30 protein-coding genes and 1 pseudogene are annotated in these 22,675 nt (G+C 38.2%); 2 read left to right on the top strand and 29 right to left on the bottom strand.

The window, feature by feature from the left end; translation table 11 throughout:
• Positions 1-124: 124 nt before the first annotated feature.
• The 20 genes from R2R35_RS14205 to R2R35_RS14110 all read right to left on the bottom strand — a co-directional run bounded on the left by R2R35_RS14205 (position 125) and on the right by R2R35_RS14110 (position 14,056).
• Positions 125-460: a phage tail assembly protein gene (locus tag R2R35_RS14205; RefSeq protein WP_317730487.1), complete on the bottom strand. Its 336-nt coding sequence runs from the start codon at positions 458-460 to the stop codon at positions 125-127.
• Positions 460-978, bottom strand: coding sequence for a phage major tail tube protein (locus tag R2R35_RS14200; RefSeq protein WP_317730486.1), 519 nt, complete (start codon positions 976-978; stop codon positions 460-462). Before R2R35_RS14200 ends, R2R35_RS14205 begins: the two co-directional genes overlap by 1 nt.
• Position 979: 1 nt before the next feature.
• Entirely contained in the window at positions 980-2,434 is a 1,455-nt protein-coding gene (locus R2R35_RS14195; RefSeq protein ID WP_317730485.1) for a phage tail sheath family protein, read from the bottom strand.
• Between the two features lie 3 nt (positions 2,435-2,437).
• Entirely contained in the window at positions 2,438-2,764 is a 327-nt protein-coding gene (locus R2R35_RS14190) for a hypothetical protein (protein WP_317730484.1), read from the bottom strand.
• Entirely contained in the window at positions 2,761-3,219 is a 459-nt protein-coding gene (locus R2R35_RS14185; protein ID WP_317730483.1) for a hypothetical protein, read from the bottom strand. Before R2R35_RS14185 ends, R2R35_RS14190 begins: the two co-directional genes overlap by 4 nt.
• Positions 3,216-3,923, bottom strand: a complete 708-nt coding sequence (locus tag R2R35_RS14180) for a hypothetical protein (RefSeq protein ID WP_317730482.1) — start codon at positions 3,921-3,923, stop codon at positions 3,216-3,218. Before R2R35_RS14180 ends, R2R35_RS14185 begins: the two co-directional genes overlap by 4 nt.
• Positions 3,920-4,246: a hypothetical protein gene (locus R2R35_RS14175; RefSeq protein ID WP_317730481.1), complete on the bottom strand. Its 327-nt coding sequence runs from the start codon at positions 4,244-4,246 to the stop codon at positions 3,920-3,922. The genes R2R35_RS14180 and R2R35_RS14175 overlap by 4 nt, the downstream gene beginning before the upstream one ends.
• Entirely contained in the window at positions 4,246-4,596 is a 351-nt protein-coding gene (locus tag R2R35_RS14170; RefSeq protein ID WP_317730480.1) for a hypothetical protein, read from the bottom strand. Before R2R35_RS14170 ends, R2R35_RS14175 begins: the two co-directional genes overlap by 1 nt.
• Positions 4,597-4,606: 10 nt before the next feature.
• Positions 4,607-4,930, bottom strand: coding sequence for a DUF2190 family protein (locus tag R2R35_RS14165; protein ID WP_317730479.1), 324 nt, complete (start codon positions 4,928-4,930; stop codon positions 4,607-4,609).
• A gap of 16 nt (positions 4,931-4,946) precedes the next feature.
• A complete protein-coding gene (locus tag R2R35_RS14160; RefSeq protein WP_317730478.1) occupies positions 4,947-6,437 on the bottom strand; it encodes a phage major capsid protein in 1,491 nt (496 codons plus the stop codon).
• Positions 6,438-6,447: 10 nt separating this feature from the next.
• Positions 6,448-7,050 carry an HK97 family phage prohead protease gene (locus R2R35_RS14155; protein WP_317730477.1) on the bottom strand — a complete coding sequence of 201 codons (603 nt, stop codon included), beginning with the start codon at positions 7,048-7,050 and terminating at the stop codon, positions 6,448-6,450.
• A complete protein-coding gene (locus tag R2R35_RS14150) occupies positions 7,016-8,485 on the bottom strand; it encodes a phage portal protein (RefSeq protein ID WP_317730476.1) in 1,470 nt (489 codons plus the stop codon). The genes R2R35_RS14155 and R2R35_RS14150 overlap by 35 nt, the downstream gene beginning before the upstream one ends.
• A gap of 2 nt (positions 8,486-8,487) precedes the next feature.
• On the bottom strand, positions 8,488-8,712 hold the full coding sequence (locus tag R2R35_RS14145) for a peptidylprolyl isomerase (protein ID WP_317730475.1): 225 nt from the start codon (positions 8,710-8,712) through the stop codon (positions 8,488-8,490).
• 136 nt (positions 8,713-8,848) lie between these two features.
• Positions 8,849-10,657 (bottom strand): phage terminase large subunit family protein, encoded by a 1,809-nt coding sequence (locus tag R2R35_RS14140; protein ID WP_317730474.1) that lies wholly within the window; start codon positions 10,655-10,657, stop codon positions 8,849-8,851.
• Between the two features lies 1 nt (position 10,658).
• Positions 10,659-11,240 carry a hypothetical protein gene (locus tag R2R35_RS14135; RefSeq protein ID WP_317730473.1) on the bottom strand — a complete coding sequence of 194 codons (582 nt, stop codon included), beginning with the start codon at positions 11,238-11,240 and terminating at the stop codon, positions 10,659-10,661.
• 266 nt (positions 11,241-11,506) lie between these two features.
• The gene (locus R2R35_RS14130) at positions 11,507-12,262 is read right to left on the bottom strand and encodes a DNA adenine methylase (RefSeq protein WP_317730471.1); all 756 of its coding nucleotides are present in this window, start codon (positions 12,260-12,262) and stop codon (positions 11,507-11,509) included.
• A gap of 152 nt (positions 12,263-12,414) precedes the next feature.
• A complete protein-coding gene (locus tag R2R35_RS14125) occupies positions 12,415-12,861 on the bottom strand; it encodes a hypothetical protein (protein WP_317730470.1) in 447 nt (148 codons plus the stop codon).
• A 41-nt stretch (positions 12,862-12,902) separates the two neighbouring features.
• Positions 12,903-13,259 carry a hypothetical protein gene (locus R2R35_RS14120; protein WP_317730469.1) on the bottom strand — a complete coding sequence of 119 codons (357 nt, stop codon included), beginning with the start codon at positions 13,257-13,259 and terminating at the stop codon, positions 12,903-12,905.
• Position 13,260: 1 nt separating this feature from the next.
• Positions 13,261-13,617 carry a hypothetical protein gene (locus tag R2R35_RS14115; RefSeq protein WP_317730468.1) on the bottom strand — a complete coding sequence of 119 codons (357 nt, stop codon included), beginning with the start codon at positions 13,615-13,617 and terminating at the stop codon, positions 13,261-13,263.
• A complete protein-coding gene (locus R2R35_RS14110; RefSeq protein ID WP_317730467.1) occupies positions 13,610-14,056 on the bottom strand; it encodes a hypothetical protein in 447 nt (148 codons plus the stop codon). The genes R2R35_RS14115 and R2R35_RS14110 overlap by 8 nt, the downstream gene beginning before the upstream one ends.
• A 267-nt stretch (positions 14,057-14,323) precedes the next feature.
• Here R2R35_RS14110 and R2R35_RS14105 point away from each other — a divergent pair, with 267 nt between their 5' ends.
• Together R2R35_RS14105 and R2R35_RS14100 are read left to right on the top strand one after the other, a co-directional pair.
• Positions 14,324-14,752: a hypothetical protein gene (locus R2R35_RS14105; RefSeq protein WP_317730466.1), complete on the top strand. Its 429-nt coding sequence runs from the start codon at positions 14,324-14,326 to the stop codon at positions 14,750-14,752.
• A gap of 315 nt (positions 14,753-15,067) precedes the next feature.
• Positions 15,068-15,349 (top strand): hypothetical protein, encoded by a 282-nt coding sequence (locus R2R35_RS14100; RefSeq protein WP_317730465.1) that lies wholly within the window; start codon positions 15,068-15,070, stop codon positions 15,347-15,349.
• Positions 15,350-15,711: 362 nt separating this feature from the next.
• On the opposite strand, the pseudogene R2R35_RS24580 reads toward R2R35_RS14100, so the two are convergent.
• From R2R35_RS24580 to R2R35_RS14055, 9 genes and pseudogenes are all read right to left on the bottom strand, one after another.
• A pseudogene (locus R2R35_RS24580) lies at positions 15,712-15,906 on the bottom strand (DNA-directed RNA polymerase subunit alpha C-terminal domain-containing protein); the annotation flags it as partial.
• Between the two features lie 153 nt (positions 15,907-16,059).
• Positions 16,060-16,227 (bottom strand): hypothetical protein, encoded by a 168-nt coding sequence (locus R2R35_RS14090; RefSeq protein WP_317730464.1) that lies wholly within the window; start codon positions 16,225-16,227, stop codon positions 16,060-16,062.
• 31 nt (positions 16,228-16,258) lie between these two features.
• Positions 16,259-17,263 (bottom strand): nucleoid-associated protein, encoded by a 1,005-nt coding sequence (locus R2R35_RS14085; protein WP_317730463.1) that lies wholly within the window; start codon positions 17,261-17,263, stop codon positions 16,259-16,261.
• A 9-nt stretch (positions 17,264-17,272) separates the two neighbouring features.
• Positions 17,273-18,604 carry a DUF3850 domain-containing protein gene (locus tag R2R35_RS14080; RefSeq protein ID WP_317730462.1) on the bottom strand — a complete coding sequence of 444 codons (1,332 nt, stop codon included), beginning with the start codon at positions 18,602-18,604 and terminating at the stop codon, positions 17,273-17,275.
• 138 nt (positions 18,605-18,742) lie between these two features.
• The gene (locus R2R35_RS14075) at positions 18,743-19,066 is read right to left on the bottom strand and encodes an HNH endonuclease (protein WP_317730461.1); all 324 of its coding nucleotides are present in this window, start codon (positions 19,064-19,066) and stop codon (positions 18,743-18,745) included.
• Entirely contained in the window at positions 19,067-21,217 is a 2,151-nt protein-coding gene (locus R2R35_RS14070) for a PcfJ domain-containing protein (RefSeq protein ID WP_317730460.1), read from the bottom strand.
• Positions 21,214-21,780, bottom strand: coding sequence for a DUF7666 domain-containing protein (locus R2R35_RS14065; RefSeq protein WP_317730459.1), 567 nt, complete (start codon positions 21,778-21,780; stop codon positions 21,214-21,216). Before R2R35_RS14065 ends, R2R35_RS14070 begins: the two co-directional genes overlap by 4 nt.
• Before the next feature lie 9 nt (positions 21,781-21,789).
• Entirely contained in the window at positions 21,790-22,224 is a 435-nt protein-coding gene (locus R2R35_RS14060; RefSeq protein WP_317730458.1) for a Cas9 inhibitor AcrIIA9 family protein, read from the bottom strand.
• Positions 22,217-22,675, bottom strand: coding sequence for an RNase H family protein (locus tag R2R35_RS14055; RefSeq protein ID WP_317730457.1), 459 nt, complete (start codon positions 22,673-22,675; stop codon positions 22,217-22,219). Before R2R35_RS14055 ends, R2R35_RS14060 begins: the two co-directional genes overlap by 8 nt.

Here is a 22,675-nt window from a genome sequence, read left to right as displayed (position 1 = left end):
ACCTCCTCCGTTAGCTCAAACAACTCGTCTAAGGACATTTTCTTTAAGTGTTCCAGGCTAACATTCATTCTTGACATAGAGAGCTGAATACAGATTTTATTCAGCTCTTTTCCCGATCCGAATGTTATGCCCCTCTGTAGAAAAAATTATAGACTTCCCTTTTAAGCTTTAAGGACTCTTTGGCTGGCAATTTTCCGAAGAATTCAATCGGCATATCACTGGCAAGGTGTGCCAGGATTATACTGTACAAAAGACTTGTTTCCGGGTTGATAGCTGCCCCACCACTTTTGTTATAGATTCTCTCTGCTGTCATAAGGTCATCGGTTGTCAGGTCATCGAGCTTTGATAAATCAATGTCCTTGTAGGTTACCGTCTCAAACATGTAAGGCTTATCAAATTTGATAATTCTCTTTTTACTTATTACCTCAATATTTTCTTTAACTGTATCATTTTCTTCCATTAGATCATTGCCCTCACTTTCGCAAAAATGTCTTTGCCGTTTATAATAAAAATACTGTTGAATTTATCTAATTCCAGGCAAACCACATTGTTAATAACGATTTTTATATAAGCAACCTCTTTCGTTATGCTTGCATTCATGGTTTTTCCTTTTTCAATCGTTCCCGGTGTAAAATCCGTTGTAGCCCCTCGAACAGTTATCGTCATTAACACCATTTCCGGTTCATTTGTCTGCTCGTCTCTGGTTTGGATAGAAGCTCTTAGCGTTATATTGCTGCTGCTTTCAACCATAGCAAAAAATTCCTGCTCATCAATCTGGCCGAAAGGAATTTTTAACTTCTGAGAAGCTATATGACCAATGACGGGAGCATCATATTCTCCTGCCATTCCAGCTGCCGAAATGGTATTGGTCATATAAGCAAATTCCGGCAATTCTACCGAACCCGTTACTCCCACCTGTCTGCTTGTTCCATTGTAAACATTAAAAAGATTTACTGCTTCAGGTACTCTGTATCCCATCTTATTCCCCTCCCGTTAATGCTGCGCTGTTAAGCGTAGGATCAAATTCTGTAACCGTTTCAATAACTTTTGCCGGAGTAAACGGAGAAAGCTTCCTTTGAAAGATGATATGTCCATCCAAAATATTTTCAGTCGGATTTTCATCTATATCAAAGAATAGACTTCCTCCTGCAATCCTTCCCCTAGAGGCCAATGTTGATAAATTGAGGTTCTCTTCATTTACGATTGCCTCAATTAACCTGTAATCAGTCGGATTGTCAACCTTATCGAAAAAATTAATTTTAAAGGTATTGTCCTGATAGTTAAATACTCTACGGCACACTATATATCTATCTTTTACATCAGTGTTGGCAGGATAACAGCCCATTTCATTTCCCCAACTTCTCCAACCGTTTAAATTTAGAGCCGTCATAACTCCCGCTGCATTTATTTCATTGGCTTCGTTAATGTCAAAATATATTTCTTCTCCCCCATCCAGGCAAGTACCATTAATTGCTATAATCTTATTGGAAGGGGAAGCATAGGGACCACCATTTGCATTATCTGTTTGAGCAATAGCAGCATCAACCACAGCAGATAAGTAGATCTCATATCCATCTACAATAACTTTCGGATAACAAGGAATATTAAAGTCATCGTCATAACCGTTATCTTCTTTATATTTCTGTATTGTATCAAGGCTTTCGACCGCTTGAGTATCAAGATCTGTGATGCTTATTGCATTGAATAAGCCTTCAATTAGACGTGTTTTTGAACTCAGTATCGCTGCAACTGCCGGAACCTGTGACCAACCCGGTGCGAGAAGCTGGCAAGGCAATACACCCAGCAAAGGGCGAACCATATTTACACAGTCAATGCCACTTCTTTTCCTTGTTTCGATATCATAACCTCCAATGATATCAGTCTGAGTAACTTTTGCCGGGTCAATTTTTGTATATGCTATTTTTACAGAAGCAGCTGAACCGATAGCTCCCCCAGTTATGATAGCGAGGACAACTGTACCTTCATCCGTAAAGGATACCAAGTAATCTGTTTCGGCTTCATAAGTGGTGTTTCCATCAGAGGATTTTACAACAATCTTGTCTAATAAGATTCCCTGGTCATCAATGGCAGTCTTTTTATTTGCTATTGTAAATGTTTTTTCAGTTACATCTTCTTTATGTACAGCTGGATCAAGCACGTTAACCATAACAACTGGTGCCATAAAGAACTTCTTGAAACGAATATACATACTCTGGCACAAGGTATAGTTTTTGAAGTCATAAGAGAACCCCAACTTCTCTACCGCCTCGTTATAATTATTGATTAATACCGGCTTGTTTGCAGCACTATATGGATCTTTTAAGAGATTGACTGGCGCAGTACCAAATATAACACCGACTGCACTTTCAATAATTGTCGGCTTGGCTACGGAGGTCGGTTTTTCACTGGAAATTATTCCGTGTTGATAATTCATATTTTACTCTCCCTTCTCAATCGAGATATAAGAAAGACTTTCTACTGTACCTTTAACCTGGAGGTTTCGCTTTACTTCTACGAAATCCTCAATTGGTACAAGTAGTCTCTCTACTGCTTTGTGGTTTGCTACATAATCCTTTAGCCTTTCAGGAATCCCATTATTGAAGTGTGCGTACTGCTGCACAATTCCTTTTATAGTCGGCCCACAATAGACCAGTGTTTCTGAAGGCTTTAAATCCTTCTTTTTACTATCTTCTTTCTTTTTCGTATCAGCTTTCCTTCCGATTACTTCGGTTTTTTCCGCTGTCTCTATCTCATTCTCAATCATATAAGTACTGCCTCCTTTTGTTTCATGTTGTGTAATTTCCACATGACTGCGATACCACCAAAATACAATGGATGAGTATCTTCATCTTGCAATTCCCAGGTAATCGGGAATAATACTTCATAAGTTCCAACAAATTTATTGTTTGCAAGATGATTTTTGTATTTTTCAATCATGTTGGTGATATCAGCAGCTCCCTGCTTGTTTTCGCCATCATCACTTATGCCAAAAATGAGAGTGGTTGTGACCGTCTCTTCCTCTTGATTCAAACTTCCTTCAGTCGGTCTGATAATGATGTAAGGAAAATGTTCTTCATCGTTCTCTTCCTGTTTCTCTGGCAGATTGTATTGATAAATATTTAAAGAAGCAAGGTTTTCCCTTTGATTTACAAGCTTATATCCTTTGAATACTTCTTGGAGATTCTTCTCAATTTCGACAAGCAAATATTTTACACTCATTTTTTCAACCTCTCTAAATACCTTGATACTTCATGGTCTAATCTTTTTTGCAATGTTTTGTTAGCTTCTTTTTGGATTCTACTCATAACATCATTGTTTTCCACCATCTGAGGAATGGAAGGGCCGAAGTGCATTTGTAAAATATCCGTTTGATAAGGCTCGCCGGTTTTGACTTTGGTTTTATAAGTATAAACCCGAACTCCTTTACCTTTTAATCTCCTGACTATTCTGATCTGCTTCTGTATCTTTGAATCTTTACGAGAAAATATGCCTTCCGTTCCGTTCTTAGTAATTGCAAAAAACGGCTTATTTTTAAGGTGATTTAAATTTTTAAGGCTACCGCTTTTCATAACGGCAGCCTTATACGATTTAGGGTTACCGCTGCTTTTACGTCTTTTCGCCAGTCTTTTAGGACTAACAGCAAACTTAATCAGTGGCCTTGACCTTCCTTTTACGGAAATAATTGCAAATAAATTCTTTTTATCTGCATTTCTAATTATTTTAGATGCAGAATTTACTTCACCAGTCTTTATTCTGTATACGCTCGGCGCACCTGTTTTACTTCGACCAATTGCGGTTTTTGCTGTTGTTGCAGCCCTGTTGATTGATCTTGAAAGCATTCCTGAACTCTGCTTGCCTATCCCCTCAATTCCGCCTGTAATGTCTTTTAAATCAGGTGCTCTTATTTCAAAATTCTTTATCACGAAGTACTCACTCCCAGAATTAATTTTAGCATTCCATCCGGTTTTGATGTTCCCAAGACAAAGTACTTTCTTCCGTCCACCCTCAGGCTGCTTTCAGCAACTGGTACTTTCTCAAAGCTATCCAAGCTAACGAATACAACTAATTTTACTTTGTACATTCCGTCATAATTGTAATCCTTTAGATTTTCGTACTCTTCCATTATTTCATCGTCGATAATGGCAGGAATCATCTTTCCATCAATATCGTGCATATCAGCAAATTCCGATGTATTAAAAAAGACGTTTTTTATATCATCCTTTAATTGCTCTTTGAAGGAGCTCATTACTTTTTATTCCTCCTGGTAATAGTGCTTTGCTTAACTTCCTGCTCTCCTGATGAATCCACATTTATATCTTCCTGATTGTCAGTATCTTCATTCTCTGTTGAAGTTTCAGCTTCTTTATTCTCTTTATCTTCCTGATTCTCCGGCTCTTCCTCATCTACAGTTTCGTTAACATCTTCATTCTCATTGTCCCTGGTATCTTCAACCATAGTATTATTCTCTACCCATTCAGCTGCCTTATTGCCAAGCCATGCTTCCACCATAGTATTGTCGCTAGCCGGGATCTCCTCCCCCGGCTGATACAATTTCGCAAGATACAGAATCGGTATAATGGCAATTAGTTTTTTCATAGTTACCTCCCTAGTCGATTTTAACTAAGACTTTGCTTTCTGCGCTGTCTTTTGATTCAGCAGCATAACCCGCCTTAACTTCTGTCTCAGTTTTAGTCACCACTTCATTTTCAGAGTCATAATACAGGTCGTCACCGAAAGAAATCACTTCAGCTGCTTTGTTCATTACAAACACACCGGTAACATGAATACTACCAACTGCACCTACAGGAATTTCTGTCCCTGATACTCCTATTCTTTTTCCTAAGACCACAACCGTGTCATGCTCAATTTTGGCACTTCCAGTATTCTTGTAATCCAATGTATCTCCCTTTTGCCAGTATGTAGCTTTCATAGATGTTCTCCTTCCATTAGTCCGGTATAATGATACCGCTGTTTTTAATAATTCCTCTGTAATCCATCACGCTGATACCCCAGTCAAGATAGATATCCCAGGTAAAACCTAGTACACCGGGAGCCTCCATTCTGCGAATTGTGGGAATCTCATTTCCATTCAGATAATCTACCTGAATGGTATCAACGTCATTTTTATCACCTGCTATATACCAGGGCATGGGTTTGCCTTCGCCCACCAAAGCGTTTAAGGTAGGATCTTCGACAACCTCAATTTTGTACCCATAAAGCGGGTTGACTGCCTGTGTATTCTCTCCCGTATGGATATAAGGACTGCCAAGAATCGTCTGTATGGTAAATCCATATCCGACAGGGACTATTACATAAGCCGGGCGTATGATGATTGCCTCTCCGAACTGATTCTTCTGTTTTTGCAGCCTTGTGATCATCTTCTGGATTACTGCACCCGTAACACCGGATGCCTCTCCCATAAGATTGTTATGTGCGCTATGGAAGAGTTGAATACCATCATAGATAGTAGGGTTATCGTTTACAATCTTATATACCTGTGTGTTAATTGTCTTTCTGGCAGATGCGGCATATCTGGAAGGCATGGTTGTAAGAAAGCCAATATCATCATTGATAAATGCTTGTCTGGTCATTGTGAATTGTCTTCCGTAAGTCTTTAACTTTCTGGTAGGCAGCTTCGCATCAATTGGTTTGTCATGCTTTAATTCACCAGATTCCGGCACCTCCAGGAATTCACCGGCGGTCCCTGCCAGATAATTGTTCTCTGTAGTCTTGAAGTCTTTTAAAGTGCCTTTCTTAGTCCACTTATCAAACGTTACATTTACTTTCTTATGCCCTTCAACATACGCCTTATTAATGGCAGCGTCCATAATGGAAGGGAATGCAGAAGTAGGGTTAAAATACTGTCTCTGCATTAGTTCGTGAAATAGATCATCATTACCCATTCTTCTTGCATTAATTCCATCACGTTCCAACGATTCGATTGCCAGATCTCTTAAGCTCATTCCCCTGAAATCTCTGGCACCGTCAGCAGGTTTTTCTAGCTGAATACCGCCACGCATTAAAATGCCATCAACCGCTGCTGCTCTGTACTTGTCACCTTCATCGTTAGTGACTCTTACACTGATTGGTGTGCCTCCTTTTTTTACTTCTTCCAGTACGGCAGCTCTTACGCCATCCACTGAGGTTCCATCTTTTATGTGCTTTGTGGGGTCGATACCGAAATCTCTACACAAATCCATAATTTCAGCTGTTCGCACCCTTTCTGCTTCAAGTGTACGTGTAGGATCAGGTTCTTCCCCGTCTCCTGTTGGCTCTTCTCCTTCCTCGGCAGACTTTAGCAGGTCTATCTCTCCTTGCAATTTGTCAAATTCTCTCTGTTCCTCGCTTGTAAGCTCTCTGCATCCCTCATTTTTTGCCTTATTAATAAGTTCTTGCTGTTTTAAGGCTCTTGCATCAATCATTTGCTTTCTGGTCATGATTATCCTCCTAGATATAATTTTTATTTATTTGAATCTGCTTTTGGTAGAGGTTAAGAGATTGGTGAGTATTTTCATGATTCTCCAAGTCTCTTCCTACTCCAACAGTAGCATCCGCTGGTATGGAAACAATAGAAATTTCATAAGGAAACCATTTCTTTGCAATAGAACAAGGTCCTGTGAATCTTCCGTCTGTGGATTTCTTATTTGCTCCCACTTCTTCCCATAAGGTTACTCTATAACCTACGCTAACACCTTTTAACACGCCGTTTTTCACTTTCATATAAAACTTATCTGATTCTTCATCCGTGTCAAATTCTATTACTGCATATCCTCTGTTATCCTGTAGCCATGCTTTTTCTATTTTTCCTATCACAACATCTCTGTTGTGATTAAATAGAACACAGCCAATTTCATTCAATCTGATTAAATCAACCGCATCTTCTGTGTGTTCCAGGATTTCTACATAATCCCATCTTTCATATGGTTCTTCACTGGAAAATGATAGTTCAAATTTTCTTTCATTTCCTTCGCCAGACATAGCGCGTATACTTGCGCAGTAAAACTCTCTGGTATTACTATCCTGTCTGCTTTTGAGCTGTTTTTTGTCCAAAAAGTGCACCTCCTAAATCTAGTCCTTTTTTATTTGCATAATCATTGATTTCTGCCATTTCATCCACCACCTCACGCCAATCTCTACCATTTTCTGCTGCTATGTCTTTTAATGTCTTCTGGCCTGTAGCAAGTGCGATTTTGTTTGCGTTAGCCTCTTTCACGGGATCAATCCACCTCTTCGGTGCTTTTACCCACTCATGCTTTATGTAGTCCTGTTTTTTGGTATAAAAGTCCTTAAACTTAATTAATCCAGTTAAATAAATGCAGGTCACAAAGGCTTCGTAAACTTCTGCCATGAACTCCTCAATTAGCTCACCGTCTTCTGTATATTCCAGATCATCCTCAATGCTTCCTTGCCTGGCAGAAGAATAATTGACTTCGCTCATGTCTCTGGAGGTAGACTCATAGCTGATTCCTTGTCCTGATGCAATAAGTCGTTGTTGTAATTTAACAAAAGCTGCTGCATCGGTAGCCTGTCCTGATGGATTGATTGTTATTGCATCCTCATTTACATTTAATTCTCTAATCATTCCAGGTATAAGTGTTTTTCCATCATATTTCTTTTCCGGAGTGTTAGCGTTATTGTTATTTCGTTTATCAAAACCTCCGGCTCCATTGGGATTGTTCTTCTTAATAAAAACAGCCAAGCAAGCTGCTATACGTTCTTTAACAGAGACGGCGGTCATAAATTCGTTAATGTCTCTAATCCGCGTAACCGTTGGAGCCATATCTGACATTTCCCTAATTTGAGAAGGTCTTTTTTTGCTGTAAATAAAAATAACATCCTTTGCGGGGATGTATACTGGTTCATTGATTGTATATCCATCTATATCATATTGTTTAATATAATATCCTAATGGTTTGTTGTATTCGTTGTATTTAATGCCTCCCACTACTCTTTCACCGTTTGTTACAGCATCCTTTGCCAGCTCATCTACTTCGATTGCCTGAAGCTTGAAAGGAATCAGCCCATCATCTGTGTACCTTTTTATGAATAGAATTCCTCCGTCCACCTTTTTACGCTGTACTGCCATACGAAGAAGCTGATTAAAGCTTTGCACTCCTGTGACATCGCAGTTCTCTTTCTTACACCATTCTTTCCAGTACTCCTCTAGCTTATTGTTTATTTCAGGAACAGAGGTTCTTGCCTGTAGTTTGAATCCGCCTCCTATGATATTTCTTTTAAAAGCTTTCACAACGCTTGTTGCCATATCAGAATTTCTTTCAAGATCTCTTGCCCTGGCCCTGACCTTATCCCTGTCATATTTATCAGTGAATTCTGCTGATAAGTTCGAAGCATTCCAATTTGCATTGTTCCGGTCAAGGGCTCCAGCATCATAATTTCTGATACTGTCTAACTCTTGCCTCCAGGCTTCCCTCTTATATGCCCACTGTGGAGATATTTTATATGCTACTTCATCTATCCATCCCATATTTACCTCCACTGGAACTCAGCAACAACAGTATTATCAAATAACCCACCACTGCCCTCTGCAACTTCAGATCTTAGAAGTGTGCGAAGTTCCTTTAACTCTTTTAGGTTAGCTCTGGTTAGTTCCCTGCTGCCTATTTTATAAGACTGTCCGCCTACCATAATTGCATAAATGGCTTTGTTTACCTCTTCAAGGAGCATTTGTGCATCTAATTTTAGTCCGTCCATACTCGGTCTCCTTTCTTGTTTTATATAAAATTTTCATAATTGACTGTGTCCTTCTCATCGACTCATTGTCTGCTATGTTGGCGGTCGGATGCATTATTAAAAGAACCGGCGTATCTTTAAAGAACATGTCCATTCTTTATCCTCCTTGAAACCAGTTTTCATTATTCTTAATCCATTGTTCTTCTTGTGTTTCTTGTGTTTGCTCTGGTTCTACTACATTCTTATTTTCATCCTCCAGATAGAGCATGCGAAGATTTAATAAGTCTGCTGCACAATAATTATATACTTCACAATCCAGATAGTGATTGTCGGCATGTGTAGTTTTTTTATCCCAAACTTCTTTTCCGTCTATAGTAATTTTTTGCTCGGCTGTCACTTGTTTGGCATAGTTTAAATCACAATCTTTATGTACCATCCAGCTGCCTTTTCCGTTTGGTCTTGCCATTCTGGAAGCAATACTGTCTTTGTACTTCCCGGTATCCACAATAATTAACTGTAATCCATTCGCTTTAGAATTGGCTTTATTGATAACACTAATTTTATAATGACTCAACAAAGGAGCGGAAGCTCCCTTGCAGGGAATCGCCCACTCCTGATTCATTAAGCAAAATTCGTAGATATCGTCTGTCTGATCTCCACTATCAATCAGGCATTTATCTACAATCATTGTTTCACCATTTTCTTTTTGGTACTGCATATTCATTACATTTTCAATCTCCGAAAGCGATAACGCCTGCCCATGCGCTATGTTCTGACTAGTTGAGAAATTCCCCCATGCTCTAATGCTCCAGTAAAGACAATTTTCCTGAACATCTACTCCACCGGTTAATAATTTGGTCCAGGATGGTAATATTAATTCAGGTAATTCTGTTTGTCTCTCCAGTAATTGCTCTTCGCTTGTTTTAAGCTTTGTATTTTCCCACGGAATTGCTAACCATGAATTATTAAAGTTCTGTAGTAATCCCGGATCATCAACGGATGTCAGATATTCTTTTATGATATCTGCAAATCTTACTTGATGACTGTATAAAGTGTTAATCCAGTAAGCAACCTTTTTAATGTATTCTGTCTTTTTACTTACAATTTTCCATTTTCCCTGTCTTAACATGGTCGGTTTATGCCTGTCATTTATAATAGAGCCGCACTCCTGGCAAACATAATATGCCGTTTCTGCTCTATCAGCAATTGACATTGATTCATCTTTAGAATAGATAATCTGAGCAAATTTCAATTCTATCATTTCACCACAATGAGGACAAGGAACAAAGTAATGCTTCTCAATATCTGAGCTTTCTTTTGCTTTCCAGATATGACCTGTTTTTAACGTTGGTGTAGAGGTTATAAATATTTTTTTATTGCTGGCAAAAGTCTTTGTTCTCTCTCTTGCCAGCTTTATAGGATCAGCCTCTTTCTTACTTGCACCCGGATACTTGTCTACTTCATCCATAAATAAGTACCGCATAGGGTGACTTGCAACACCGGCAGGGCTGTTGGCACCGGTAAGTACTATGTACATGTTATCAAATTGCAGCTCTAACTTCTGTGAAGCGTTTTCTTTGAAGTGCTTTCTAAGTTCCGGCGATAACCTAAACATGGGCTGTAACCTATTTTCAGATATGCTTTCGGCTAGTTTTTCAGTTGGATAAACAATCATCGTTGATGCAGGATCTTGCGTAACTACATATCCAATCATGTTGTGTAAGGCTTCTGTACCTCCCACCTGTGTAGGTTTTACAAAAACAATTTCTTCACATTCACTGTTGAACTCATCCATTATCTCACGCAAATAAGGCGTTACATCATTACTCCATCCTCCTGGTATGGCGGAGGTCTTGGCATCTAGTATGCGGTACCTCTCAGCCCATTCCGAAACAGTAATATTGTCTGGAGGTTTTAAGAATTGTAAGGCTTTTTTCTGGTATGCAGTGCAAGAGTATTTTCGCAACTCATTCCTCCTGATCCACAGTTGCAGCAATAACAAATCCGGTTAATTGCTTCGCAACCTCATCCTTTAATTCTTTTTCTATATGCCTTATTTGCAATGGTTCCAAAAATCCGTTTAACTTATTTGATACTTTACTCGGTAGAGATAAAGCAAACTTTTTAAATATGTCGAAGAATCGTTCATAATCTCTCTGTATGTCAGCAACATCAATGTATTTCCCATATTGAATATCTGACTTATAACGATGTAACTCTCCCTGTGACTCTTTTAGTGCAATTTCTGCCTCTAATTTCAACATTTTTAAGTCTTCTTCACGTTTTGAACCCCCCTTTTTTTTGAGTTTTTCTGATTGATATTTAGCGAAGTGCAAAATGGTGGGAAATAAATCATACTTTTTCCCATGTTCTGTATCAACCATTTCAAGGATTCCATCTTTCGTCAATTGCTGTATCCATCTAGTAGAAAGGCCAAAAATCAACGCTAAAGTTTTGGAGTCACAATAATGCTTTTTATCCAGTTCTTTCACGTCAAATATATCTTTACTATTTTTAATCTTTGACGAGGGTGTTTTATTAGCATTCATGCGGTTTCCCACCTCCTTCTTTCCTTACTTTTTAACTCTTGCGAAACGAAGTGCAAAAATTATTTTTATTTTCATCCAGGCAAGCGGTGGGGCTCGCCGTGCCCGTAAACGCCCCTCCCCCCTGGGAAGTACCTAATAATTTTAATCTGTCGAATCCTTCCAATAAAATAGGAAGGACACCATTTTATGTGCCCTTCCCGATTAAATAAATCATAATAATACCCACTGACAATTATACAAATCGAACATACGTTTGTCAATTGTTATTAGAAGTTTTTGATAATTAATTCTTTATATCTCTCACTACTACCCTTGCACACTAGGTTATTCTGCCTATCTACTTCAATTACTTTGTAATCCTTGTAAAGCTTCCTGATATAATCAGAATCATTATATGATAGTATGAATTTACCTTTTAGTTTATCAAGAGATTCTTTTAATCTGATATGGTCCGCTTCCTTGAATATAATATCATAATGTTCTTCTGCGTCATAATAAGGCGGGTCAAGGTAAAAGAGTGCTCTTTCTCTGTCGTAGGTCTTTAACAAGCCTTCAAAGTCTTTGTTCTCGATAACAGTATGCCTCAGTCTGTCTTTAACTTCCTGAAGGTAATCAATAGCTTTGTCTAAGTTGCGATTCCTCACACCGAATGACCTTAGATCAGAGCCGAAGCTGTTCTTAATTAACATAAAGAATTTTGCAGCTCTTTGGATATCCGTCTGACCTCTGTTGTTTATTTGCTCTTTGTAGTCAAAGAACTGCTCTCTTGAAACAAAATTCCAATCAAGTTCTTTTTGCAATGCTTCACTATGGAATTTAACTATACGATATAGGTTGATTAAATCTCCGTTTGCATCATTAAACACTTCAAGATCTGCGTGTCTTTCCTTTGAGAACAATACCCAGCCGGCACCGCCGAATACTTCTATGTACCTGTCATATTCTTCGGTACCGGGGAATTGTTCAAGTATTTTGTTACGTAGTAGCCTTTTGCCACCAATCCACGAAATAAAACTGTTCATGATATCATCACCTCTTTTATAATATTGGGCATTATTAGGGTGATTTATTTATATTAAAAGGTGCTTAAGCCTGCTGCCTAAACACCTTCTTAATATCTATTTATTTCATGGTATCATATTACCACATGTCGACCGAACAAAACGAACAAACTTTATTTTTTTTCAAAAAACCTGTTTATCTCCATTCTCACACTGTCAGGAGTGGCCTTTCTTCCCATTTTAGCAGCCACTTGCATATATGTTAATCCCTCTATAATCTTAAGATTGAGAAGTCTCCTCATCCTTGCATCTGCAATACTATTTATGTACTCTTCTGCTTGTATGACAAGCTCTAGTTTTTCCATTTCTAATGCTTCCAAGTTTGCTTTGCGAATATATAATAGAGTTTTCTTTCTGTTGTATGCAGGAACCGGAAATCCTTCTACTTTAAAATTCTGTATACCACCTTCTCCACCTTTGACACAATCTATAACAGATCCTTCCCTTTCCATTTTCTTAATTTCTTTTTCAAGGGTATCAATTCTCCTTCTAAGTTCTTTTGTTTCCTCAATCAGATCGACATATTGAATCACTACATCTTTCGTTAAGTTTGTAGTCAATAAATATCCTCCTCTCCATTCCTCCTGTTAAGTACCGGTGATTACACTCCTTCTTCTATGGTATCCCTAGAATAAGGACAATCCATTTCATTGCACGAATTACAGCATTTCCTTACCTGTTCCATTACTTCAGGTGTTATTTCTGACCTCCCCACCGCTGCTGTTTTTTTAAATACAATGTTTTCATTGCATTTAAAATCAACAGGTTGTATCATGCCAGGTTCTTGGTTTTTTATTATTCCTTGTATCCTTTCTTTGCTTCGCTTATCGTTTTCTATGTCTATCGTCATAATAGGAGCGTTGATCCATTTCTCGCATTCACCCTTATTCAGTCTAGTAAGTTTAACTCCTATGATAATGCCTACAAATAAACAAATAGCAAATATTATGATTTCCATTTTATTTTCTTCCTCCTGTGTCAATATTAAGAAGTTTTTCAATAAGTTCTATCTGTCCGTTTCTGTGTCCCCAGTGATATCCGTTTGTGTAATTCTCTTCTTTATCCTCAGAAGGATTTTCTATTTCTTTCTTAAGCTCCTGGTAGATTTTCATAAGATCATCTGTAATTGTTTTGAATCCCTCTTCTTCTAGCCTTGCTCTTAGGGCTTTGTTGAAATCTTCACATGCTTCGTTATATCCATCTCTTCCTGCTTCCGCCTTTTCTCTGGCAATACGATAATTCGTGTTTGAATTATGTTCAAGAATGTCAGTTACGCTATGTATTATTTGGTGAAGTTCTTTCATGGTATTACTCATTTTCTTCCTCCTGTATCTCTAATGGGTTATCTATGTATCCTTCTTGGTCTTCTTCTGTGACATGTTCAATTTTGCCGATTATCTGAACTTCCTTCCTGTGGAGCTTAATTGTGTAGTCTGGTTCGTAGGTTCCTGCTGCCCAGTCTCTTTCAAAGTCCTTGCGGTTGTTTATGTAGGAGCCGAAGTATGGAGCTTGCTCTGCTATGTAGTAGGCTTCCTTGGCTTTTTCTTTGTCTTCTGGATGGATATAGCAGAGACAGAATTCTTTGCCTAGTAATTCTTCTGTTATTACAGCACGTAGACCGTGGAGGGATTTACCGAGGTTTATACGCCTTTGGTATTCGGCTTCTGGTAAGGCTGTCAAGTTCTCTTCTGCTGCCCAGGAGAGCAGGAAGTCTTTCGAGCGGATACCGGTTCTTAGTATTGCTTCATATGCCAATTTATCTTGCTCCTTTTAAGTAACATTTTTTATATCATGGATAAAATATTTTTGTAGCCTCGTTACACCTTACTAGCTGGGTGGTTGGTAGCCTTAGCCCTGCCACTCACCCTTTTCATATTCCTTTATATCTGCATTTCCTGCAATGAAAGCTGGATGGAATTTTATTTTATCTTGTATTATTTTGTATATTATAGTATAATATTACCATAATCTATTCTTGCAAGAAGATTAATGTAATGAAATAAAAGAAAGAGGTAAAATAATATGAGAAAGAAAAGTTTTAGAGCTATTTTCGTGTTTTGTTTAACAATAATGCTATCTGTTTCAACTGCTGGTTCAGTATTTGCTGGCACGGCAGTTCCGTCAACTGTATGGAATTTATCAACGCAGGGTAAAGATGATATTGCTGGCACCTCTAACTATGTAAATATTTACAGTAGTTACCTATATACTGGAAGTTCTCTTATAAGTTTTGACTTTGAGAACCACTCTACATATTCCTTAAAAGTAACCTTAATGAAAAAGAATCCCATTCCGCTCTTTGCAGACACTGAAATTTGGTCAACTACACTATCTAACTACATGAGTTCTGTAATTTCGGCTAAAGACGTAAGTGCTTCGGATAAATTCTATTTTAAATTTTCTTCAACTACTGGATCAATTGATGTTGTTGGAGGCGTTTGGGGTAGATAATTAGTGCTTGCCTTCAATTAAATAATGTCGATGTAAACATCATACATATTACGCATATCCTACTATTTACACTGCACCGGAATTATAACCGATGCAGTGTTTTACTATTTTATGGATTGTCAGCTATAGTCCAATACTGTCCTATTGCATTACAGAAATATACTTACTCAGCCTTCCAGTAATCTGCTGACATTTTGTTTATTCGCTTCGAGCAATTAATCCTTCAATGATTCCCAATATTTTTGTAAAATTTACTATTGATGCACAAAACATATGTTTGTATAATATTAAAATACTTAGTTGGAGGTTTGACTTATGCCGTTTTATGAAAATACTAAAACCGAGTTAATAAATGTAACCGGTCAACCAGTTAATGTAGCTGCTGTGTTTAACCCTATGGGAGAATTTAAGCCCCTGTATATCTGTTTAGAAGATTTATACGGTAATGTATGTAAGACTCACATTGAAAAGATAAATTATCATAAAGATATACGGGGCGGTGTTTCTTTTAATTGCTCTTATAGGTCTGGTGATTCCTTAAGAACGGTTGTTTTAAATTATTATGTTAAGGAGCATATCTGGACGATTGAAGCGTAATCGTCCTTTTTAGTTAGTTGTATATGTTCTTCTGCAAAAACGCGGTAATAATTTGGCTTAATCTTGACTCTTTCATGAAACTCAATCATTAAATCCTGTAGTTTATCTGAGAGCCATTCTTTTTCTTTATCTGTTACTCCGTCATAGATGTAGTCATCACAACCCGAATCCTCAGAGTATGCCTCGTCTAGCTCTTCCAGGATTCTATCCACGTCAGGATCGTTTCTCAGCGGAATGTCTTCACATTTTCCTATATAAAAATCCGTGTAACCGTATTCCTTTGCTTCTTTTATTGCTTCTTCTCTGGACTCACAGGTTCCATGTCCCCAAAAGTCATCTTTTACTCTGTTCCATGTCCATTTCTCTGTGGAAAACTCTTTCAATTTTTCTTTTACTTCCACATAACACTTTTGACCGAGATTTCTTACGCGAAGCAAATCTTCATCTGTGAGAACCCGGAGTTCTTCCAGGGTGTTGATTCCCGCTCTTTTAAGTGAGTTGTAGGCTCTTACGCTTAGTTCAAGTTCATCTAAATTCATATCATTTCCTTTCTGCCTGTTGGCTTGGTTCTCTTAAGCATCCGTTACGCAAGTATCTGTATAGGGTGTTATTTTTACAAATTCCTTTCCAGTCGGAGTGATCGCATTCTGAGCACTTCTTGATTCTGGAATAATCAAAAGGCCTTACTATTGGGTTCTTTCTCTTGTCCATTACTCGTCCTCCCATTCGCCTTTAGAGATTATTTCATCCGGTGTCTCTAGTTTGCTACGTACAACATTGCAACCGAATTCTTCTTCTGTTACTGCTTCCAATAATTCTAAGTAGTTGTCTAAATATTCAAAATCCTTATCAATTTCTACTGTGTATACTAATTTCATTTATTTCCACCTCTTTTCTGCTGCCCGATGATTACCGGGCAGTTATGCTTTCAATGTCTTTTATGGTTATTTCCATTGTTCCATCGGGCGCGTGTTTGATAATCACATTATTATTATTAAGATACTGCTCCATAGGAATGCTGATTGTAATTCCTTGATCCGTTGTCAGCTGCTGCTGTTCAAACTTCTTTACCGTAGCTGGTTTCTTTGGTGTAATAGAATCTCTTGTAAGGTTGTTCTTATCAAGGTCATTGATAAATTCTTGTTTGATTTCTGATTCTTCCGGAAACATATCGTCCACGATATCTTCAGGTATTATTTCACCGTCAAGATTGCTTTGATATACAAGGCTCTTATACTCCATTATTTTGTTGTAGTCTTCCGGATAATACTTTCTCTTAATTTTATCCATTGCCCTGGACACAAGATTGAGTTTTGCCTTTGTGGAAAGTTGCGGGGTGCATTGAAGGAATCTGGAGGAGAAATAATTTTCTTTTACTCCGTTAATGTCGTATTTTTTCTCAATCAAATTGATTTTTAGTGACCTTAGATTTATTACTGCTGCCTCTGTCAGCTTGGCGGACAAGGAAGGCAGAGTTACTTTTTGCTTTGCTATGGTATTGCTTATCCCTGAATTGTATTTCTCTACTTTGTGTACATAGCTTTCTTTGTAGTTCATTTTCAGTATAGCAAGGTATTTTGTACCTGCTTCCTGAAATGGAACTACGAATAGATCGGCCGGTGGAATAGAAAAGCTCATTGCCATAATCTCGTACAGTTTGTAGGCAAGCATTTGGCTGTCCATAATGAGGTTTGTTTCTTCGAAGGCTTCCATCAGCTGCCGGATCTCAGAGTCTTCATTAAATGTGCACTCTGTTGAATCATCGCTATCCATGATTTTATAGATATGATTTCTTATGAAATCGTACTTATCAGTTGTTAGATCCAGGAGCGTATCCGAAAATTCTAAATGATTATTGTTTGTATTGAGGATATGCATAATTGCACTTCGTATAATTATTTTATCTCTTTCCATATACCCTCCTTATACCGGCTGAATACCCAAGATGCAGAAACCGTCAACCAGTCCTGTGTAATTTTCCAGAATGTAGGTTACAAGTCTGTCCGTCGTTCTTCCGGTGGGCTGTCCGTCGATCTGCTCATGTAAGCGAAGGACATCATTAACCTGGAAGTCTTTGTCTTTTCTTCTAAGTTCAAAAGGCTTTTTATTCGTTAGAACATCAGCAAAATAGATATGATCTGTTTTTAATTCGTGGACTTGTTGTCCTCTCTCTTCGGTTTCAATCTCTTCAGACTCTTTCGTTTCCTCTTCATCTTCTTGCAGCTCTTCCTGAGCGTCTTCAGTAATAACTTCCCCTTCTACCTTTTCTGCTTCCTCCGGCAGGTACTCTGGAAATTCTTTTATATCCATCTGCCCAGGGAGGTTTTCTTCTGTTTCTTTGACCTCTGGTTTTTCTTCTGTCTTGGTTTCTGCTTTGGGTGGCTCCGCTTTCTTTGGTGTTTCCTTCTTAGGCGGTTCTTTCATCTCTGGCTCTTTTTTCTCAGGTTCTTTTATTTCTGGTACCGGTTCCCCGAACTTTTCCACCCAAGGATCACCAGTATTAAGGTTATAAGTCTCTCCTGCTGCACGAAGGAAATCTGTATATGTAAATTCTCTGGTTATGTCTCCGAACTTCTTGACCTTTATAACTGACTCTTCAAAGAAGACAATTAGCATCCCTTTTCGGAAGGTTGTGTGCTTGCTTGGGTTTATTATGATTAAAACTTCGTTTTCCAGGTCTGAAATATCTTTTCTGAAAGCCTGCCCAAGTTCTTTTAACTTCTCTCTCATATTTTTATCATTAAAGAACTCAAAAGCGACATTTACAAGGTGTTCAAAACCTTCTTTTTGGGTGCTGTCAAAATCGGTATTTGATTGAGTAAAATCAATGGTTTCAGCCACTTGTCGCGCGGGCGCGACTGGGGTATCATCCTGGGCATGATGTGTCTTATTTATCTCCCTTATTTCATCCCTTGTGGTCCTTTGAGTGACCAGTTTCAGCTCCTCTTCATCCAAGGTAAGCATTTCAGATAATTTACTGTTTCCGAATCCAGCATATTCCGGAAGAAGTTCCAGGCTATCTCCGCCAACAGAGAACTTTTCATTGATTTGCATGAATCTATAGGTATTACTGCGACTTACTCCGTATTCCTTTAAGGCAAATTCAGCAATATCCTTGTAGCCGTCCTCTTTGTATAACTCTCCGTCCCTTACTTTCTTAAGGTGATAACCGATAGAATTAAACCGCTCCGCTACGGTATTAAAATCTTTTCTTATAATTCCTTTTATTTCTTGATAATTAAGATTAAGCTCCATTGAAATTCCTTTCCTCCAGGCCATTACAGCCTGGATAAGACCGGTCAAGTCGTGTGATATGTTATTGACCAGATATCATATGAATCCCCTTTTACGGGTGTTTAATGGTTACTATAGCCAACGCTTTGCGTATGGTTATTATGGATAAAACTTTCCTCCCATAAGCTTTTTAATAATTTCTATTCGCCAATAACGTCCTGCTACCGATGGTACTCTCTTAAATTTCTTTTCAAAATATTTCTTTGATTTCCCTAACTTTTGGGCTATTTCCTCAATCGTGTAGCTTTCCTCGCTGAATAATTCCATGAGCTGCTGCTGAAGGTCTAGCTTCAATTCTAGGTCTCTTGCTCTGTTCAAGTGTGGCCCTTCATTTCCTTCGTGTTCCTCATATGTTAAATCAATAAGGTTTAAATCAAAGTCCAATCCACCCTGTGACCTAAAGACTATATGATGTTTATGCAATTATGCTCCCTCTCTTTCTAGCGGAACTTCCATAAAGTCAGCTTCCAGAACGTCCGCTAACAAGTGACCCGCAAGGTGTCCTCTCCATATCTTGGCTTTTGTTCTTCTTAGTTCTGCAAATTCTTCAATTCGGAGTTTTGCACTTTCATGAGATAGCTTCATGTCTTCGTCGGATAATCTCTTCTGTATTTCTTTCTGCCATTTTTCTATAAACTTTCTAGCCTCTTGAAAATCCGGATTCTGTTTATCTCCGACTGTTCTTTTCTGTCTGACGGCTCCGCCTGGTTCGATTTCTAAAGTGTAATAAGGCCTATCCAATTCCTCTTTCTTTCTTAAAAAAACTATGTAAGACTCTCTTATCTGTATCCTTTCAAAATACCGGTCACTACCATCCAGGCAATGTCCAAGGATCTGACCTTCTGTAATAATGTCCTCAATTTTACTAGGTGCCAGGATCGCATATTTCTCATCCGAAAACTCATATTTTTCTTTAACAGACAGGCAGATTTCATCAACGTTAGGGAATTTTTCAGCTATCTCTCCGGCTCTTTTCGCTATTTCTTGTCCTCCACAAAGCTTTACAAACTTGTCGTGGCTCTTTATAAGATTTCTTGGTTTATATACCAGTTCAATTTTTGTATCCATTTTTAGCCTGTTCGCCATGCAAAGATAATCGTCCCAGGATGATAACAATTCTTTTGGTTTACGTCCACTTAGGGCATATTGTTTTCGTAGGAAATTGTATATTTTAGTTTCACTCATTCTTTTTGATATGAATTTTAGGTTATCTGGCATAATATTTTCGCTTTCAAAATACTGGATAATATCATCAGAGATATTTTTCTCGTTACGTTTCTCAAACTTCATCCATTCAAGAAATATCCTTCCACCGTTGTTTTCCCTTAACCTTTTCAATCTCTGCTTGTCAATGTTTAATGCTTTTGCTAAATTACTAATATGCTTAATGTTAATATTTTTACCACCGGTTACAATCTCATTTGCAAGCCTTGTTAACCCTGCCTTTGCTAGCTGCTCCAGATACCCATAGTTTTTTAAAGTATAGAGATACAGCTCTGGATCAATTTTATCTAAAGAATTTATCATTTCTGGTAAGCCAGTTCGTTTTAATTCATTTTTAGACAATGTAGGTATTGTTCGCTTGTACACTCTCCCGCTTTCCGAACCGTAACAACTATAGTATCCAGATTTAATCCATCGCGTGTGCATCTGCTTGTATAAACCGTACCAAAATGCCTCTGCATTCATGTTCTTATCGTAAATTACTCTTCTCTGTTCAAAACAGCACTTGTCTGGCTTTTCGTATTTTCCTTTGTAATAGTGTCTGTGAGCCATAAATTCTCTGATAACAAAACCGTCCTCACAACGTTGTAAAAGATAGACCGGCACACGTTTTGTAGAAAAGTTTCCGGCTTTTCCGGTGGATTTAAACTTTACACTATGCCCACAGCATGAGCATTTACCATCTGTATTGTGTTTGGGTTTGCTTATGGGGACTGTTTTCTCACACCATGAGCAATAACCTTCAGTAGCACCTTTTCTTGAGTACTCATAAAAGATATAATTTTCAGGGATACCAGTCTTATCAAACCACTGCTTCCAGTCCTTCGGAAGTTCCGGTATTTGTTCCATTTTCATATCCCATGGATCTGTTTCCCTTCGGTATCTCTGTTTTAACTGGTCTTCTCTGACACTAAGTTGATAATCTAAAATTCCTCTATATCCACCGTTCGCAACTCCCAAATAAGTTTTTATGCTTCTGTTTCCTTCTCTGTTTATAAACTTGTCAGGGGAATATCTGACGGTATCCGGCCAGTCAAGCATGTCCAATTTTGCATTACTCCACTTTTCCTGAAGAACATCCCAAGTTATGAACTCACCAGAGTTCTTATTGATAAATAATTCATAAAGCGGTTTGTTACTTCCAAGGCGCATACTCTCTGTTGCAAAGAAAGCAACCTTTAATATTCCACTCAGAACCTGACATCTCATGTAAAGTCCATGTTTATATGTGTTTACTCTGGCATTCCTCCAAGAAATAGTTTTTTTGATAGGAACATCCATTCCGGCATTTTTCATCATGGTGTCGGTTGCGTATAATCTTCTAAGTTTTCTTAGCTGCTCTTTCTTCATGACTTAGCCTCCTTTTCAAACGGAATCCCTTCTACCGTATACCATGTATCCGGCAGAAAGTTCACTCCATCAATTTTATAAACTGCTATATCACTGATTTCATTACTTTCCTTTTCTTCTCTGGCAAAACCTAAATAGGAACCCGTAACACCTTTGGCGATCGGCTGCTTACCTCTAACAATAATGAATCTTCCACTGGCTTCCGCTTCATCCATACGCACATGATTATTGGCTTTTCGAAGCGGGTGATTGCTAATATATATCAAGCTTTCAATTATAAATTCTTCCATTGTCAGCTCTTTAAGTAGTAACATTTCCGTACAAGATATCTTGCTGTCTGTACCGTCTTCGTGGATATCTCCACCAGCATCTACAATGTAATAAGATGATTTATCCCAATCCGAATAATAACTAAGGCAGTCCAGAGGGTCTTCAGCACAATGGAATCCATTCTCTCTGCAGTTCGCTGCTTCTGTAGTATTTACTATCCCAAGTTTATACTGGAACCTGTTACCGAAAGAGGTACATGACAAGTCTTTATCAAATCCTTTGTAAGCTATCATCTTTCCTCCTTATTCTGTATAATAGGCTTTTGCCCATTTAAACACGGTGGCATCTGCAATATATAAGTCTTTGGTTCTTTTGCATTCCTCTTCACATTTCTTTTCAACTTCCTTGATGCAGTTCTCCAATTTCTTTCCTTTACTTCTTACAATGCCTGCAAAGGCATCATCAACACATAAAGTGCACAGATAGTCTACAATCGGTCTAACTGGCATCTGAGATTTAATATTAGCTTTTTCAATCGTAAGCTTTCCGATCGCTGCACACATTAAATCCGCTAAGAACGTGATATCTCCAGCTATATATGCTTGTGCATATTCTTCTTCAATTCCGTTTTCTTTGGCCAGGAGAAGAATATTATCATTGTCCCCTTCCGCCAGAAGTCCGGCTGCTGCCTGGTTTAATTCTTCTACTGTGTCAAATTCTCCGAATGTATCAAACATGTATATCCTCCTTGTATTCGATTTCAACTATTTTAATCATTGTTTGCATATATGACGAATAGGGTGTGTCTTTCTGGAAAGTGATGCTTACTTTGTGCTTATGGAGGTTTATAAAGAACTCTTTCCATAGGTCAGCGTTTTTTACCTTTCCTTTCTTACTTGTCCAGTTTTCCATGTCCCAGGCTTTATACCACTCTTGGTTAACCGTTTCCGTTACATAGTTGTTATCTATGTAGAGATTTATAAGACATGAGGTTTTAAGGCGCGAAAAGGCATCCAGGCAAGCAATAAGTGCGGTTCTATTCTTTGTAGTCCCTTCGACACCTTTGTAAAGCTGTAAGGTTGCCGGTTCATCTGCCTGAGTTATGTATTCTAAAGTAGCAGCATAGGTTCCTGTACCTTGGTGCTGCCTTCCTTTATGGAAAGTGTTAATGTATATGTTTACTTCCAT

This window comes from Anaerocolumna sp. AGMB13020, assembly GCF_033100115.1.
Lineage (GTDB): Bacteria > Bacillota > Clostridia > Lachnospirales > Lachnospiraceae > Anaerocolumna.
This window is presented reverse-complemented; position numbering and strand designations above follow the sequence as displayed.

Coding starts and splice junctions, on each gene's coding strand:
- R2R35_RS14205 (WP_317730487.1), bottom strand. CDS start 460: ATGGAAGAAAATGATACAGTTAAAGAAAATATTGAGGTAATAAGTAAA.
- R2R35_RS14200 (WP_317730486.1), bottom strand. CDS start 978: ATGGGATACAGAGTACCTGAAGCAGTAAATCTTTTTAATGTTTACAAT.
- R2R35_RS14195 (WP_317730485.1), bottom strand. CDS start 2,434: ATGAATTATCAACACGGAATAATTTCCAGTGAAAAACCGACCTCCGTA.
- R2R35_RS14190 (WP_317730484.1), bottom strand. CDS start 2,764: ATGATTGAGAATGAGATAGAGACAGCGGAAAAAACCGAAGTAATCGGA.
- R2R35_RS14185 (WP_317730483.1), bottom strand. CDS start 3,219: ATGAGTGTAAAATATTTGCTTGTCGAAATTGAGAAGAATCTCCAAGAA.
- R2R35_RS14175 (WP_317730481.1), bottom strand. CDS start 4,246: ATGAGCTCCTTCAAAGAGCAATTAAAGGATGATATAAAAAACGTCTTT.
- R2R35_RS14170 (WP_317730480.1), bottom strand. CDS start 4,596: ATGAAAAAACTAATTGCCATTATACCGATTCTGTATCTTGCGAAATTG.
- R2R35_RS14165 (WP_317730479.1), bottom strand. CDS start 4,930: ATGAAAGCTACATACTGGCAAAAGGGAGATACATTGGATTACAAGAAT.
- R2R35_RS14160 (WP_317730478.1), bottom strand. CDS start 6,437: ATGACCAGAAAGCAAATGATTGATGCAAGAGCCTTAAAACAGCAAGAA.
- R2R35_RS14150 (WP_317730476.1), bottom strand. CDS start 8,485: ATGGGATGGATAGATGAAGTAGCATATAAAATATCTCCACAGTGGGCA.
- R2R35_RS14145 (WP_317730475.1), bottom strand. CDS start 8,712: ATGGACGGACTAAAATTAGATGCACAAATGCTCCTTGAAGAGGTAAAC.
- R2R35_RS14135 (WP_317730473.1), bottom strand. CDS start 11,240: ATGAATGCTAATAAAACACCCTCGTCAAAGATTAAAAATAGTAAAGAT.
- R2R35_RS14130 (WP_317730471.1), bottom strand. CDS start 12,262: ATGAACAGTTTTATTTCGTGGATTGGTGGCAAAAGGCTACTACGTAAC.
- R2R35_RS14120 (WP_317730469.1), bottom strand. CDS start 13,259: ATGGAAATCATAATATTTGCTATTTGTTTATTTGTAGGCATTATCATA.
- R2R35_RS14115 (WP_317730468.1), bottom strand. CDS start 13,617: ATGAGTAATACCATGAAAGAACTTCACCAAATAATACATAGCGTAACT.
- R2R35_RS14105 (WP_317730466.1), top strand. CDS start 14,324: ATGAGAAAGAAAAGTTTTAGAGCTATTTTCGTGTTTTGTTTAACAATA.
- R2R35_RS14100 (WP_317730465.1), top strand. CDS start 15,068: ATGCCGTTTTATGAAAATACTAAAACCGAGTTAATAAATGTAACCGGT.
- R2R35_RS14090 (WP_317730464.1), bottom strand. CDS start 16,227: ATGAAATTAGTATACACAGTAGAAATTGATAAGGATTTTGAATATTTA.
- R2R35_RS14085 (WP_317730463.1), bottom strand. CDS start 17,263: ATGGAAAGAGATAAAATAATTATACGAAGTGCAATTATGCATATCCTC.
- R2R35_RS14080 (WP_317730462.1), bottom strand. CDS start 18,604: ATGGAGCTTAATCTTAATTATCAAGAAATAAAAGGAATTATAAGAAAA.
- R2R35_RS14070 (WP_317730460.1), bottom strand. CDS start 21,217: ATGAAGAAAGAGCAGCTAAGAAAACTTAGAAGATTATACGCAACCGAC.
- R2R35_RS14065 (WP_317730459.1), bottom strand. CDS start 21,780: ATGATAGCTTACAAAGGATTTGATAAAGACTTGTCATGTACCTCTTTC.
- R2R35_RS14060 (WP_317730458.1), bottom strand. CDS start 22,224: ATGTTTGATACATTCGGAGAATTTGACACAGTAGAAGAATTAAACCAG.
- R2R35_RS14055 (WP_317730457.1), bottom strand. CDS start 22,675: ATGGAAGTAAACATATACATTAACACTTTCCATAAAGGAAGGCAGCAC.